The sequence below is a fragment of the Pseudomonadota bacterium genome (assembly GCA_039196715.1).
Lineage (GTDB): Bacteria > Pseudomonadota > Gammaproteobacteria > CALCKW01 > CALCKW01 > CALCKW01.
The window spans coordinates 19,901-35,959 of sequence record JBCCUP010000025.1 but is presented as its reverse complement, the minus strand read 5'-3'; the positions used below and the strand labels follow the sequence as shown (position 1 = coordinate 35,959).

The window sequence follows — 16,059 nt, the reverse complement described above, 5'->3', positions numbered from 1 at the left end:
AGCCCGATGCGCTGGTGTCAGCTCTTGGACCGACCGACCAGATACGCGTTGATCTGCGTCAGGCTGCCGAAGTGCTCCAGCAACACGTCCTCGGCCGGCACGCTGATGCCGCTGGTTTCCTCGATGAACCCGACCAGCCGCATCACACCCAGTGAGTCGACCAGGCCCGACATGAGCAGGTCGTGATCGTCGGGCAGCTCGGTCTCGCCGTTGCGTACGATGTCGTTCAGGATGAACGCGCGTACGGCGTTCATGTCGATGAGTGCGTTGTGTAAAGCCGTCATGGTGTCGTGATGTCTCTCTGGCGCTGGTCTGCGAGGGTTTTGCGGTCGATCTTGCCGCTGCTCGTGTGCGGCAACGACGTGGCGATGTGCATCGACTGCGGCACCGCGTAGCGCGGCAGCTTCTTCTGCATGTGGTTGAAAAGGTGCTGTTCTGTCAGTGCGGCGTCGGGCTTGAGCAGCACGTCAGCCATGATGACCACGTTGTCGGTGGCGTCCACCACGGCGTAGGCCGCACCCGCCTCCACGCCATCGAGGCTCAATAAAACGGACTCGACTTCGTCGAGTTCGACCCGGTGTCCGCGGGTCTTGACCATGCGGTCCATGCGGCCGAGAAACCGCAACAGGCCGTCCGCGTGGCGAATCACCCGGTCCCCCGTGCGGTAGTACACGTTTGGAAACGGCCCGTGTGACGGGCGCAGCAGGAACGCGCGTGCGTTGAGGTCGGGCCGGTTCCAGTACCCCCGGGTCAGCGTGGAACTGCGAATACAGAGCTCGCCCGATTCACCTGGCTCGCAGTCGTCGCCGTGCTCGTCGACGATCAGGTCATCGGAATTGCGCGAGACGGTGCCGATGGGCAAGGGTTCGTCGCCTGGCGGCAGGGGGTCAGGCACGTCATAGCAGGTGCAGGACGGCGCCTCGGCCGGACCGTAGACGTTGGTCAGTCTGACACCCGGCAGCGCCTGCATCAGTTGGCGCAGTTGCCGTGGCGCATAGGGTTCACCGCCGAACATCAACCAGCGTAGCGAAGACAGGTCACGTTGCTCGATGGCGCCGTGATCGACCATGGTGATCAAGGTGTACGGGACCGTGAAGACCACCGAAATCCGCTCGGACTCGATGTACTGCGTCCAACTCGCCGGAAACCGGGTGACGGCCTCTGGCACCAGGACCACGGTGCCACCGGCCCGCAGGGTGGAAAAGAAATCGAAAATGCTCAGATCGAAATGCAGCGGCGCGTGACTCGCAACCTTGTCCTCTGCTGTCAGACCGACGTGGTTGCGCCCCCACTCGGCGTAACAGATGCTACCCGCGTGGGTGTGCATCATGCCCTTCGGTACCCCGGTCGAACCGGAGGTGTACATGATGTACCCGAGTTGCTGATCGATCATCACCACGTCGGGCGCGGTGACCGGGTATGTCCGAATGGCGTCCCAATTCGACTGGCGAAACGGCAACGCTTCGTCCACGCCGATGACATGCAGGGGCGCGATCGAGGCCGGCAGAGCCCGCACCGTGTCCACCAGTGCATCGGCACTGATCAGGGTGTCGATGCCGCAGTCGTCGAGGATCAGGGCGAGCCGGTCGACCGGCATCGTGGGGTCGAGCGGGACGAACGCACAACCCGCCTTGAGGACACCGTAGATGGCCACACCCAGATCGAGACCCTTGTGCAGGAACAGGCCAATGCGGTCTTCGAGGGCGACTCCGCTGGCCAACAGCGCGTGTGCGAGCTGATTGCTGCGTTCGTCCAGTTCGTGGTACGTGAGCGTCTCGCCGTTGCAGCTCAGCGCCGGGTGCTGCGGTGTGGCGTGTGCGTGCGCAATCAAGGGCGAGTGAATCAGAAATCCGGCCACGGTAACGACCCCATTGTGTGTTCTAGAGCCCGTGCATCCGGGCAATAATGTTGCGTTGAATGTCGACGGTGCCGCCATACAGGGTTGCGCCCACCGCGTCGCGCAGATCCCGCTCGACCCCGGCGTCCGTGGTGTAGCCAAGGCCCCCGTGAATCGCGATGGCCTCCTGGCTGCTTTTGACGAAGGCCTCGCTGAGTACCGTCTTGGTGATGGCCGATTCGCGCAGGCTGTGTTTGCCCGCGTCGAGTGCGCACGCGTTGCGGTAGAGCAGCAGCTGGCAGGTGTCGAGGCGGATCGCCATGTCGGCAATGCGGTTGGACACCGACTGGTGCTGACCGATCGGTGTGCCAGCACGCTCGCGCGTGTTGGCAAAGGCGATGGCGCTTTCCAGTTGGCGTCGCATCGCGCCCACCTGGGGCGCGAGCACCAGACTGCGCTCGTGCATCTGCGCGTGGTTGAAAATGCTGCAGCCTGCCCCTTCCCTGGCCACCAACGCGTCGGCGGGCACCCGCACGCGATCGAGTGTCAGCGAGCCGAACGGCACGGTGCGCAAGCCCATTTTCGGGTCGTTCGAGTGCCGGGTGACCCCTGGCGAATCCGTGTCGACGAGGAACGCGGACACCCCCCACTGACCGGCCGACGGGTTGGTGACGGCAAACACCAGCGCGACATCCGCTTCGGGCGCCATGGTGATGAGGCGCTTTTCCCCGGTGATCAGGTAGTCTGACCCGTCCTTCACCGCGGTGGTGTGCAGTGCGAAGGCATCTGACCCGCTGCCGCTCTCGGTGATCGCGAAGCAGGCTTTGGTCGTACCCGAGAGCATGCCCGGAAGGTAGCGTTCGTGCTGCGCCGCGCTACCAAATTGGATCAGCGCGGTCTGCACAGCCCAGATCTGCGCGGCGACCGCGAAGCCCAAGCCGTTGTCCTCGCACCCGTAACCGAGCGCCTCGAGGCGCAGAGTGGTGTCGAAGTAGCCCAGCCCGTCACCGCCCTGGTCTACGGGCGCATGCCAGCGAAACACGCCGAAGTCGGCACAGGCGGTCCACAGGTCATCGGAGAAGAGGCAATGTCGGTCGGCGTGCACGACGTCGCCGTTCAGGGTGTCGCGGGCAAACCGGGCCACGGCCTCGCCGGATTCGACTTGCGACGCTGTCAACGAAAAATCCACGTTGCCGCACCTGCCTCTTCGCCCTGGTGAATGGAATGGGGTCCGCCCGCGCCGGTCGGACAACCGGCCCCTGCGGCCACGACACACCGTGTCTCGACACGCATGGTGACCGTTTCGACGCGATCGTTTCGGCGATCACGGCACAAAACACCCACGCTGGCGTACGCCGCTGATCGCGCGTTCGCACGCGTGGCCGAGCTGTACTGGCGCGCGTTGGCCAACAGTGCACCGATCGATTGCCTCTGACGCCCCTGAGCGCACAAGTTCCACCGACCGCACCCCTGACCCCGCCGAGTGACAGCTGCGTAGCACTGCGTGGCGTGCGCATTGGTGGACACGAGAGCGAACTGCAACCGTGTCCTGACCGGTTGGTACGACGACGTGCGTGCACGGCCTGTGATGAATAAATCACAGCCGCCACCCGTTTACTGTGGTATTCGTGTCGGTCCTGCAGGCAACGAGCAGGCGCGTGTTCCCGGGCAGTGACGACGTCACTGAACCCGGCACGGTCTGCAAGGTCAAGGGGGAGCGAAGTTCAAGAGGGGTGAGCGGCAAAGTGTGACACACCGCACAAATGCCAAGGTTGATCTCACCAAGCCGTGCCCCGCCGACCAGTTCTCGCCTCGCGCCGTTGCGCAGGCGGACCGCACCCGTCAGTGTGGTTCACACCGATTTACCGCTGCTGTTGCCCCGGTCTCCCAGCAGCACGTTTGACAGTCAAGGAACCCTCCGATGTTGCGTCACCTTCTCCTGCTAGCCGCCTTGTTCCTGCCATTGGAGATGGCACTAGCCCACTCAAAGTCCGAGAACTATGTGTGGATCAACGTCGAGGAATCGGTGGTCTCCGGACGCTTCGAAATTCACTACGAGGATTTGGTCGACAAGCTCGACATCGACATCGATGCCGGCGGTGACCGCCTGCAAGGTGCGATCAACAGCCAGCAACAAGTTCGAGACTACCTGTTGGCGCACTTCTCGATCACCGACGCGACCGGCCCGATGCCGATCACCTTCTCGGCGACGACGCTGTTCGAAGAGAACACGGACTTCGTGCAGTACCCGTATCAGATCGAACGGCTCCCAGTCGGCAACCAGGTCACGGTGGCGAGCAGCATCTTCTTGCAGCCGGAGATGATGGTCGGCGACCGCTTGCACCGCAGCGTCATGGTCGTCGAATACAACCGCGCGGTCGGCAACGAATTTGGCTCGGAAAACGTCGCGCTGGTGTTCGGGCCCGACGCCGAACCCATGCAACTGGACCTGTCTGCACCGCCCAGCGTGCTGGTCTGGACCGACTTCCTGGTTCAGGGCCTGTTACACATCGCCATTGGCCTCGATCACATTCTGTTCATCGTGTTGATCCTGCTGCCCGCCGTGCTCCGAAACCAGAACGGCACCTGGGTTGCCCAGTCCGATTTCAAGGGCGTGTTGTGGAACACCCTGAAGATCGTCACCACCTTTACCGTGGCCCACTCCGTGACCTTGTCGCTCGCTGCACTCGACCTCATCTCCGTCAACATCACGTTCGTTGAAGTGGTTATCGCCCTGTCCATCGTTGCGCTTGCGATCACCAACATCTTTCCGGTGCCTCAGATGCACAGCCTCCTGCTGATCTTCGTCTTCGGGTTGTTCCACGGTCTGGGCTTCGCGTCCGTGATGGGCGACCTGCAGTTCCGCATGGTCCTGATCGAGCGCATTCTGGTGTTGTTCAACATCGGTGTGGAACTTGGTCAGATCCTCATCGCCGTGGTGTTGCTGCCGGTGCTCTTCCTGCTTCGCAACACGGTCATCTACCGTCCGGGCATCGTCGTGCCGGTGTCGCTGGTGGCGGCGGCAATCGCCGTGTTCTGGACCCTGGAGCGCACGGGGCTGGTCGCTTGATGGCCAACGACGCCTCACAACGCACGCAGGACGCCGCGGGCACCGAACGGATTGAGCTAGGCGTACCTGAGGACCACGGTGCAACGTCGCTGAAGCTGGCGCCGCCCGAACACGCGGTCGAGGGCGCATCGCGTCTGCCGACCGTGTTGCGGTCCGTTCACCGGCTGAACGCCGACGATCGCGCCCGGCTGGCACACTGCTCAAGCCGACTGGGCGTTGGTCTCGGCACCGTGCTGCACGGTGCCTGGTCGCTGCTGCTGCAACACTACACCGGCAACGATCACGTCGCGCTCTGCACGCGGACCGCACGGGTACAGCACAGCGAGGCAGCGTCAGACAGCGACACAGACCCGCCAGCCACGGCGCCGGTGTTGCTCGTCGCGGTGCGCGCCGATCAGACGACCTCGGTGTGGTTTCGCGCACTGGATGCTCAACTGCAGCAGACAAGACTGCATCCCGGGCAGGCATCGCCCGATGCCTTGGTCGAGTCCACGCTGGTGGTCGAAGACCACTCGGCCGCGTCGGGTTCCGATTCACCCGGTATCGGTGTGCGCGACGACGCGCCGCCCCCACACACACCGCTCACGCTGCGTGTCCGCCAGCGCGATGCCCTTGAGCTCGCGCTGGACACCAATGTCTCGCGCATGGCGGCAAGACAGTCGGGCCAGATGCTCGACCACCTGGTCGGCCTGCTGGACAGACTCTGCGACCACACCGACGACCTTGAGCGCTTGCCGCTCTCGGCCCTGCAGGACGCGTGGCTCGTCGGCACGTTGCTGCAACACCGGCACCACTACGTTGGATGCTCGGAAGAGGCCAGTCTGGTACCCGCTGTCGCGACCGGTGGGCCCGAGGCGTTTTCGTCGATAGCCGAGTGGATCGATGACACGTGCAATCGGTACCCCGATCGCGTGGCCATCGTCTCCGAGGGAAAACACATCAGTTACCGCGATCTGCAGCGTCGAGCAAACCGGTTCTGCCGATTGGTCCAGCACAACAGCGCACCAGATCAACGCTTCGTCGGCCTGCACTGTGAACGCAGCCCCGACCTCATTGCCGCCCTGATCGGGATTCTGAAAGCGGGCTACGCGTACCTGCCGCTCGACCCGAGCTACCCGGACAAACGCCTCACGGACATTGTGGCTGACTCTGGCGTCGCGTGGGTGCTCAGCTCGGCGGACCATCCGCTACCGGGTGTCAGGACGGTTGCCATGTCAGCCGCTGACCGGTTTGAGGACACCACGCCCGAACTCCGCGTTGCGACCCCGAGGGCGGCCTATCTGATCTATACGTCAGGCTCCACCGGTAACGCCAAGGGCGTCGTGATCAGCCACGCCAATCTGATCCACTCGACCCACGCGCGCGTCGGCCACTACGGCAACCTTGGAGACTCGCGCTTTCTCCTGTTGTCGTCGTTTGCGTTCGACAGCTCGGTGGCCGGCATCTACGGCACGCTGTGCAGCGGCGGCGCGTTGGTGCTGCCGTTGCCCGAGCAGGAAAAAGACACCGACGCCATCGCCCGCTTGATTCAGCATCACGGCGTGACCCACACCCTGTGTCTGCCCTCGCTCTACGGCGCGTTGCTCGAGACCGCAGACCCAACCCGGCTGCAGTCACTGCAAGCCGTGATCGTCGCGGGCGAAGCGTGCCGCATCGACACTGTGGCCCGTCACCGCGCCGCGGTGCCGCACGCCAGGCTCTACAACGAGTACGGTCCCACCGAAGCCACGGTGTGGGCGTCGGTGCAGGACATCACGGACACACAGGCCGGGCCTCTCCCCATCGGCAAGCCGATCGCCGGCACGCTACTGTTCGCCATGGACCCCGCCGGGCGGCCGTGTCTGCCCGGCATCGAAGGCGAGCTCGCCATTGCCGGCCCGGGCCTCAGCGCGGGTTACCTGAACCACGGCGAGCAGACGGGACAGCGTTTCAAGGCCCTGCACCCCGTGGCGCGAGCCCTGGTCGCAGACCTGGACGGCATCACCACGGCGTACCACAGCGGCGACGTGGGCTACCTGGGTGAGGACGGGGCGTTCCGCTTCTCGGGCCGCAGCGACCGCCAGCTCAAAGTGCGCGGCTACCGCATCGAACCCGCTGAAATTGAATCGTGCCTCGAGCAAGAGGACGGCGTCGGGACGGTTGTCGTGCAACTCGCCGAACCCGTGGCTGCTCGACCCGCCCAACACGCCGCACTGGTGGACACCCTGCTGCCGGCGCTGGCCGCGCTGGCGCCGACGCAACAGGCGCGCCTGCTCGAACAGGCCGCAAGCGCAACCGTGGCACAAGCCCACAGTGAATCGCCATGACAGTACCGCAGTGCCCCCGATCATGACCAAACGTGTAAAGCGCACAACAGCGTACGAGCTGCACCTCACCCTCAACGACGAGCAGTTCATCCGGCCGCCACGCGACAGCCAGCGGAACTGGCTGTTGAATCGGCTGATGCGGGAGACGGGCGAGGAACTGAACCACCTCGACCGCGTGGCACCGCATTTCATTGCGGGCAGTGACGTCACCATCGAGTTGGACCGCGCGCAGCAGCAGCTGAACGCGGAGGACATCATGGAGGATTGGCAGATACCCGTGATGCAGGCGATGGCAGCGAGCGTTGCACACGCGGACGCCGACGTCCTTGAAATCGGCATGGGCCGCGGTGTGGCGGCCGATTTCGTGCAGCAACGCGGTCCCCGGTCGCACACCCTGGTCGAATGCAACGACGATATCGCCCGGCAATTTCCGACCTGGGTGGCGAAGTACCCCGGCCGCGACATCCGCTTCCTGCATGCGATGTGGCAAGACTGCCAGGAACACTACCAGACCTACGACGGCATTCTGTTCCACACCTACCCGCTCACCGAAGAAGACTTTGTCGACCAGGTGGTCAACAGTGCAACCTTTGCCGAGCACTTTTTCAGCACGGCGGCGGCGCTCTTGCGACCGGGCGGTGCGTTCACCTACCTCAGCAGTGAAATCGATTCACTGAGTCGAGCCCACCAGCGCGCCCTGTTCGCGCACTTTGACACTGTTTCCCTCACCCTCCTGACCGATCTCGACATACCGGACGACACCCGCGACGCCGTGTGGTCCCGCGAGATCGTGCACGTGGTGGCCCGCAAGCATGCCTAGCCAGACCGACGACCTCAGGCGGCAGTTGAGCGCACTGACTGTCGAGCAACTGCACTGCCTCGGCGAGGCGGTTCGGCGCGAAGCGCGCGATGAACCGCCCCGACCGCAACTCACGGCCTACTACACGACGACAGGCCGTGCCGCGGTGTCGCCCGCGGCGCTGAAGCGCCGGGCTGCGGCTGCACTGCCGCCGTACATGACGCCCACCGTGTTCGTGGAAGTGGACGCGCTCCCGGCCCTGCCGAACGGCAAGCTCGACACCCGGCGTTTGCCGACACCCCTGCTGCTCAGAGAACGGGAGACACCCGCTGCGCCAGAGGACGCCACCTTTGTGCAGTTTGCGGCATTGCTCGCCGACCTGCTGGGTGTGGATCTCATCCACCCGGACGACAATTTCTTCGAACTCGGCGGTGATTCGATCACGGCCATCAAGCTGGTCTCCCGCTGCCGTGAGGCCGGGCTGAACGTGGGCATCAAGGCCGTCACGGGCGCGGGCACGGTGGCCGAAATCGTCGCGTCGACCCGGGCGGAGACACCCAAGGGTGTCACGCACGTGCACAAAGCCACCGGCCTCAGCCCGCTGACACCGATTCAGGACTGGTTCTTCGCGCAATCCCACCCGGCGCCTCAGCACTGGAACCTGGCCGGTGTCGTCGACTTGCCGGATGGCATGGATCCCGACCGGCTGGCGCGGGCGGTGGACGCCGCCGTCACCGAGTTGCCCGTGTTGGGCACCGCCTTCAGATCATCCGACGCCGGGTGGCGTGCGCTCGTACCGAGCACGCCGCCGCCGACGGTGTTCAGCCAACACGACAGCGCGGACGCCGAGGCCGTGGTCAACGCGCTCCAGCAGACGTTCAACCTGGAAGCCGGTTGGCTGATCCGCTTTGGCCTGCTCGCAGACGGGTCGTCGCTCGTCTGGGTGGCGCACCACCTGGTCATCGACCACGTGTCGATGGAGCCGCTGATGTCGGCGATTCGGCGCCACTACGCCGGCAGCGGGGCACCACTGGTACAGACCAGCGTCAGTTACCGCGACTGGGCACTGCGTCTGGCGCAACTGCGCAAGGACCGCACTGCAGGCGGTTCGGCGGCACCCGCTGTGGCCAACGGTGCCGCGACGACGCAACAGCGACCGAGAGAAATCGACTGCGACACCGCCAGGGTGATGCTCGACGACCTCGGGGCTGACACCGGATCTGACAACGGCATCACAGTGAACGACCTCGTGCTGTTGTGTCTGGGCAACGCGCTGCGTCAGACATTCGACGTCGACACGTTGGTTGTCGATGTCGAGACGCACGGCCGAGATCAGCTCGGCAGCGATGTCGATACCGCAGCCAGCGTTGGCTGGTTCACGAGTTTCTACCCCCATGTGTTCGACATGCCCGCGCACGAACCCTTGGCGGCGCAACTGCAGCGACTGGCGGACGCCAAGCCGAGCGCGAATGCGGCACTGAAACACCATCTGCTCGACCGGGTTGGCCACCACAACGGTGACGCGAACGCGCACCAGCCGAGCATCCTGTTCAACTTCACGGGTGCGCGCGCTGCCGAGACGTCGGACTGGCAACACCGCTTCCAACACTGGCAGAGCCTGCGCGACCCACAGAACGTGCGCGCGCACGACCTCGAGTTCAACGCCAGTCAGTCTGCCGAGGGGCTGGAGATTGTCTGTCGATTCCCGCCTGCACGGGTGTCGACTGCCACAGTGCAGGCGCTGCTCGACAGCGTCAAACAGGCCGTGTCGGGTTCGGCCACTGAGCTCACGGGCACCACGACGCCGCTGGACTACCCGGACGTCGACCTGAGTCAGGACGAGCTCGACGATTTCCTCGACAGCCTCGACGACTGATACCCGACGTGATGCGCCCGACTGCCCAACACACCAACAGCACCGCAGGCGTCACCCGCGTAGTCGCTGGCAGACAGTGTGCCCCGGCGCCACCCGCTTGTCTGACGGTGTGAGACCCCAGCGATGACACACAGCGACACCCTCACATCGTCCGATAGCCGGTTTCAGGCGGTCTTGCAGCAGTCGAACCTGACGGCCACCCAACTGACGCTGTGGCTCGGCCAGAAGCTTCACGCGGACACACCGCTGTACAACATGACGCTGTGCTTTCGGATCGAAGCCGCACTCGACCACGACGCGTTTCAGCGCGCTTTCAGCGCACTCGTTGATCGCAGCGATGCGTTCAACACGGTGTTCACCGAAGTTGACGGGATTCCGCAGCGCCGGCAACGCCCGAGCACGGGCGCTCCGTTGCCGATTGTCGACCTCAGCGATGCAGCGCAGCCGGAGATCGCCGCGCACGCGTGGGTGAAGCGCGCCAGCCAGTGCCGTTTCGAGTTGCACGCCAAGCTGTTCGATTCAGCCTTGATCTGCCTGGGTCCCTCGACGTACATCTGGTACCTGAATCAACACCACCTGATCGCCGACGCCTGGTCCATGACGCTCGCCTACCGACGCGTCTCGGAGGGCTACGGCGAGCTGGTGCGCGGACAGCCGATGGAACCCGCAGCGTGGCCCGCCTTCGAACGGTACGCGGACCAGGAGCGGCGACTGCGTGAGCGCGGCAACACGACGCCCCGTGCCGCGTATTGGGACGCCAAGCCAACGCACAGCGTCAACCTCTACAACGCGCCGTTTGGCGCCGACGGCAGCGCGCGGCCCGGTGCCCGAACCGAGCGCGTGTCGCGCACGCTGAGCCTGACGACCATGGCGCGCTTGCAACAGCGCGCGGGTGAACCGCTGTACCGGGGGCTGTCGGCCCACACGACGGTGTTCAACCTGCTCGCAACAGCCCTGTTTGCCTACCTGCACCGCGTCAGCGGTCAGACTGGCCTCTCGATCGGCACACCCACCCACAACCGCACCACACCGGACTTCAGAGACACGCTTGGCGTGTTTATCGACGTCCTGCCGCTCGACATCCACATCGACCCGGACGACACCTTTGCGACGTTGTACCGGAAGGTGCGTTCGGAAACGGCCAATGCGCTGAAACACGCCGAGCCCGGTCTCGTCAGTGCCGCACGGCACCGCGACCTGAACGTGTTTTTGAATTACATCAACGCCGAGCTCTCGGCCTTCGACGGGCACCCGACGTCGACGACCTGGGTGCACTCGGGCTTTGGCGACGCGAACCACCACCTCCGTCTCGAGGTGCATGACCTCGATGACACAGGCAGGCTTTCGCTGGACTTCGACCTGAACTGCGATCTGTTCTCCGAGCGCCAGCGCCGGTGGATTCCGACACACTTCTGCAACCTGCTCGAGGGTGTGCTCGACGACCCGCAGCAACCGATCGACGCGATCCCGATCGTCGACGCAGACGAGAAAGCGCTGCTTCTGACGGCGTTCGCGCGTGCCGACACCGTCGCCGATTCGGCACTGTGGCAGCCCACGATCGTGGAGCAGTTTCAGACACAGGTTGTCGCCCACCCGAATCGGCTCGCCGTGTGCTACGCGGACCAATCCATCAGCTACCGAGACCTCGACCTGCGATCCAACCAGATCGCGTCCTATCTGATGACACGGGGCATTCCGGGCGGCTCGATCGTCGGCGTCTTCCTTGAGCGTTCCGTGGACCAGGTCGTCGCGATCCTGGGCATCCTCAAGGCCGGTGCCGCCTACCTGCCGTTCGACCCGGCTTACCCGAAAGAGCGCACCGCGTTCATTCTGGCCGACGCCCAGGCGCCGGCGATCATCACCGTGGGCGCCCTGTCGGATCGACTGCCACGCGGCTCGACCGACGTGATCGACCTCGACGTCGAACACGACGCCATCGCCCGGCACGCGACCACGGCACCGCGTCACCGGGTGATGCCGAACGACCTCGCCTATGTGCTCTACACCTCCGGTTCCACCGGACAGCCCAAAGGTGTCACGGTCAACCACGGCAATGTGATGAGCCTCATGGGCGGGTTGCACACCAGTATATTCGCCGACATGGACACGCGGGAGCCGCTCAACATCGCGTGGGTGGCTCCGGTCATTTTCGACATCTCGGTGAAACAGATTTTCAGTGCCCTGTTGCAAGGACACACGCTCTACCCCGCGCCGGACCACACCCGCTTCGACGGCGCTGCACTCTTCGGCTTCTTGTCGCAAAACCGCATCGACGTCACGGACGGCACACCAGTCCACCTGAAACTGCTGCAGCCCGTGGTCGCCGAAGACCCCGAGCGGTTTCCGGTCAAGCACCTGATCATCGCGGGCGATGTACTGCCACGGGACGTTGTCACGCAGTTTCTGAACGCACTGCCGACGCCGCCTGACATCACCAACATCTACGGTGTCGCCGAGTGCACGGTTGCATCCACCTACTACCGCATTGCCGCATCCGACCTCGTCGGCACCGACACCCTGCCAATCGGCAAACCCTTGCCGGACCAGCACCTGTACATCGTGAACGAAGCGCGGCAACTGCAGCCGCTTGGCGTGTCGGGCGAATTGTGTCTGGGCGGTGATTGCGTGGGCAATGGCTACTGGCAACGACCGGACCTGACCGAGGCGGCGTTCATACCCGACCCCTTTGAATCCGAACGTACGGTATACCGCACGGGCGACATGGCCCAGTTCCGCGACGACGGGCACGTGGTGTTTCTTGGACGACGAAATCACCAGGTCAAGCTCAGGGGCTACCGCATCGAGCTTCAGGAGGTGGAGTTCCAGCTGCTCCGCTACCGTGCCCCGTTCAGCGCTTATGCCAAGACAGTCACCGACGCGGCTGTCACGCTGCGCCATGCGCACACGGACCGCGCGGCACTGTGGGGTTACGTGGTCGCCGATCGGCCGCTGGCCTTCAAGGAGCTGCGGAATCACCTGCGGCGGCACTTGCCGGACTACATGATTCCCACCCACTTCGTGCAACTCGATCGCTTGCCGCTGACACCGAATGGAAAGATCGACCGCAAGGCGCTGGCCGAAACCGAAGCGGATGAAATTCGGCCCGAGGCTGAACCCGACTTTGAAGCACCCACCACGTCACTGCAACGCACGCTGGTGTCGATCTGGCAATCGGTGCTTCGTGTCGAGCCCATCGGACTGCAGGATAACTTTTTCGACCTCGGTGGCGACTCGATCATGGCCATCCAGATCGCAGCCCGTCTGGCTGAACAGGGGTTCGAGATGACACCGAACCAGGTGTTCCAGACGCCCACGCTGGACGATCTCGCGGCCGTGGTGCAGCCAACGGCTCCCCGCGCCACGGCCGAGGACACCGCGGAAGGGGCCGTCCCGCTGTCACCGATACAACACCGGTTCCTGACTCAACACCCTGGTCAGGCTGATCACTACAACCAGTGGTGCGTGCTGCGGATGCCAGCTGACACCTGCATCGACACACTCGAGGCGGCGTTGGGTACACTGCTGGCCCACCACGATGCGTTCCGACTGCACTATGAGCAGACCGACGCCGGGTGGCGACAGGCGTACCGCGATGCCCCCCGGCCGGTTGCCATCACGCGGGTGGACGTGTCAGGTCACCGCGAAGAGGATCGGCAACGCATCGTCGAGTCGACCACGGCGTCAGTGCAGAGCGAGCTGGATCTCGCCACCGGCGAGCTCGTGCGGGCGGTTGCGTTCACCGGAGACGAGACCGATGCCGTTCGTCTCGCCCTCGTCGTGCACCACCTCGTCGTGGACGGCGTCTCGTGGCTCATCCTGCTCGAGGACCTCGACACACTGTACCGTGCGGCGCGGGCCGGCCGTGCGCCTTCGCTGCCACCGAAGACGGCCTCGTTCAAGGCGTGGTCGGAAGGCATGCGGCACGCCGACATCCCGGCGGCTGAGCGTGCGTACTGGCGTGAATCGTCGGCTGACGTCGTACCGGCCCTGCCGGCCTTTCTCGCCTCCGCCCGGCAACACCCCTACACCGTCGCGCAGCTCGAGCATGTGGATGTCACCTTGACCGCAACGGAGACCGAAACGCTGCTGCACACGGTGCCGCAGGCGTACCACACGAAAACGCCGGACATCCTGCTGACGGCGCTGGCGCAGGCCTGGCGTGACGTCACCGGGCAGACCACACTGCGCGTCGACCTCGAGGGTCACGGGCGGGAAGAGGGCCTGGTGCCGGGCTTGAGTCTGCTCAGGTCTGTCGGCTGGTTCACGAGCCTCTTCCCGGTGACACTCAGCGTGCCGACCGACGACGGGCCCGGGGCGACCATCGGACAGATCAAGGACACGCTGCGACGCGTGCCTCGTAACGGCATCGGCTACGGCATCCTGCAGCGCCGTGACCCCGAATCGATGCCGAACCCGGACACCGCAGCACCCCTGTTGTTCAACTACCTCGGCGACCTGGATCGGCTGCTGCCAGGCGAGTCCCGCTTTCGGTTTGACCAGGCGTTGGGGTTGTCACGGCACCCGTCGCAGACCCTGGCACATCCGATTGACGTGAGCGGGATCGTGGTCGACAACCAGCTGGAGATCCGCTTCCGCAGCCCGACTGAGCTCATCGGCGACGTGCAGCGCCTGGCGGATGCCTTTGCACACGCACTCCGCGACCTCATCGTGCACTGCAGCGAAGCCGATGTCGGTGGCAAAACCGCCACCGACTTCGAGTTGGTGCAACTCGACGATCAGTCTTTCAAAAAGCTGAGGTCGCTCCTGAGCAGCGCGGACAAGGCAGGCGGCGCGTCGACATGACGCTGGACAACGTAGCCGACATCTACCCGCTGTCACCGCTTCAGTCGGGTTTGCTCTTTCACGCGCTGGCGTCAGAGAACGACGGTGTATACGTCGTGCAGTACACCTGCCAACTGCGCGGGCAGCTGGACCAAGACCATCTGCGGACGGCCATCGAAAACACCGTTCAGCGTCACCCGGTGTTGCGCACGGCGGTGTTGTGGGAAGGCCTGGACGAGCCGCTGCAGGTGGTGCGCTCGACGGTTGCACTCCCCTGGGACACCGCGGACTGGCGTGGTTTCACGCACGAGGAGCAGGCTGCCTTCCTCGCCGATTACCTGTCGGAGGATCGCCAACGCGGCTTTGATCTCAGCCGTGCACCGCTCCTGCGCGTTGCACTGATCACACGCGACGACACGGCGTTTCAGCTGGTGCTGAGCGTGCACCACATGGTGTGCGACGGGTGGTCGTTGCCGATCCTCTGGGAGGACGTGCTTCGGCAGTACCACGCCTTGCAAACTGCGCAGCCGGTCGAGCTCGAGCCGGCCCGGCCCTACCGAGACTACATCGCCTGGTTGCAACACCAGGACCTGCAGGCTGCAGAGCCGTTCTGGCGTGCCGAACTGACCGGGTTCACAACGCCGACACCGCTGCCTCTGGCGCAACCTCAGGGTCACGACGGCACGGTTGGCACCGAGGGTGTGCAGGTCACGCACGCGTTGCCGGAGGACCGCACGGCACGGCTCACGGCACTGGCACGCTACGCCCAGGTCACCGTCAACACGGTCGTCCAGGCCGCCTGGGCGATGCTGCTGAGCGCACACAGCGGCGAAGACCGGGTGGTGCACGGCTCGGTGTTGTCAGGCCGACAGGCTGGCATCCCGGGCGTCGAACGCATTGTCGGCCCGCTTATCAACACCCTGCCCGTGCAGACCACGGTGCCCCCTCAAGAAACCCTCGTGCCCTGGCTTCAGGCCCTTCAGCGGCGCTTTCTCGCGTTGAACGACCACCACCTCACGCCGCTCAGTACGATTCAACGGTGCAGCGACGTACCGCGGGGTGTGCCACTCTTCGAGAGTATCGTGGTGTTCGAGAACTACCCCCAGGCACCGCGTGTGTCGGTGGGGTTCGAGCAAACGGAAACCCGTTTCAACGAGCAGAGCCACTACCCACTGGCCCTCCTCGCGGTGCCGGGCGCCACCCTCGAATTGATCCTGCTGGGGACCGGGCAACACTACGATCAAGGGCGTTTGGCAGACCTGCTGAACCAGCTCGAACAGCTGTTCGAGGCCATTGCAGAAGAGCCCGACGCGACGCTTCAGTCGTTGCAGCAGATGGCCATTCCGGCGACCTAGCCGGCGCGCGGTTACGGTGAAAAGTCCCCGATCG

Annotated in this window: 9 protein-coding genes; 6 read left to right on the top strand and 3 right to left on the bottom strand. The window is 64.6% G+C overall.

The genetic code is table 11. The annotated features are described in order from the left end of the window. Window positions 1-17 precede the first annotated feature (17 nt). From AAGA11_10705 to AAGA11_10695, 3 genes are read right to left on the bottom strand one after another with little or no spacing between them, the layout of a single operon-like run. The gene (locus AAGA11_10705; protein MEM9603324.1) at window positions 18-284 is read right to left on the bottom strand and encodes an acyl carrier protein; all 267 of its coding nucleotides are present in this window, start codon (window positions 282-284) and stop codon (window positions 18-20) included. Next, the gene (locus tag AAGA11_10700) at window positions 281-1,858 is read right to left on the bottom strand and encodes an amino acid adenylation domain-containing protein (GenBank protein ID MEM9603323.1); all 1,578 of its coding nucleotides are present in this window, start codon (window positions 1,856-1,858) and stop codon (window positions 281-283) included. Before AAGA11_10700 ends, AAGA11_10705 begins: the two co-directional genes overlap by 4 nt. A gap of 22 nt (window positions 1,859-1,880) precedes the next feature. After that, window positions 1,881-3,026 (bottom strand): acyl-CoA dehydrogenase family protein, encoded by a 1,146-nt coding sequence (locus tag AAGA11_10695; GenBank protein MEM9603322.1) that lies wholly within the window; start codon window positions 3,024-3,026, stop codon window positions 1,881-1,883. A gap of 732 nt (window positions 3,027-3,758) precedes the next feature. Between AAGA11_10695 and AAGA11_10690 the strand changes: the two genes are divergently transcribed. From AAGA11_10690 to AAGA11_10665, 6 genes are all read left to right on the top strand, one after another. Continuing rightward, window positions 3,759-4,907 carry a HupE/UreJ family protein gene (locus tag AAGA11_10690; GenBank protein MEM9603321.1) on the top strand — a complete coding sequence of 383 codons (1,149 nt, stop codon included), beginning with the start codon at window positions 3,759-3,761 and terminating at the stop codon, window positions 4,905-4,907. Further along, complete coding sequence (locus AAGA11_10685; GenBank protein MEM9603320.1) at window positions 4,907-7,213, top strand: amino acid adenylation domain-containing protein; 2,307 nt, start codon at window positions 4,907-4,909, stop codon at window positions 7,211-7,213. Before AAGA11_10690 ends, AAGA11_10685 begins: the two co-directional genes overlap by 1 nt. A 22-nt stretch (window positions 7,214-7,235) precedes the next feature. Further along, entirely contained in the window at window positions 7,236-8,033 is a 798-nt protein-coding gene (locus tag AAGA11_10680) for a class I SAM-dependent methyltransferase (protein ID MEM9603319.1), read from the top strand. Next, window positions 8,026-9,888 carry a condensation domain-containing protein gene (locus tag AAGA11_10675; protein ID MEM9603318.1) on the top strand — a complete coding sequence of 621 codons (1,863 nt, stop codon included), beginning with the start codon at window positions 8,026-8,028 and terminating at the stop codon, window positions 9,886-9,888. Before AAGA11_10680 ends, AAGA11_10675 begins: the two co-directional genes overlap by 8 nt. 123 nt (window positions 9,889-10,011) lie before the next feature. Next, window positions 10,012-14,691, top strand: a complete 4,680-nt coding sequence (locus AAGA11_10670) for an amino acid adenylation domain-containing protein (GenBank protein MEM9603317.1) — start codon at window positions 10,012-10,014, stop codon at window positions 14,689-14,691. After that, a complete protein-coding gene (locus AAGA11_10665; GenBank protein ID MEM9603316.1) occupies window positions 14,688-16,025 on the top strand; it encodes a condensation domain-containing protein in 1,338 nt (445 codons plus the stop codon). The genes AAGA11_10670 and AAGA11_10665 overlap by 4 nt, the downstream gene beginning before the upstream one ends. Window positions 16,026-16,059 lie beyond the last annotated feature (34 nt).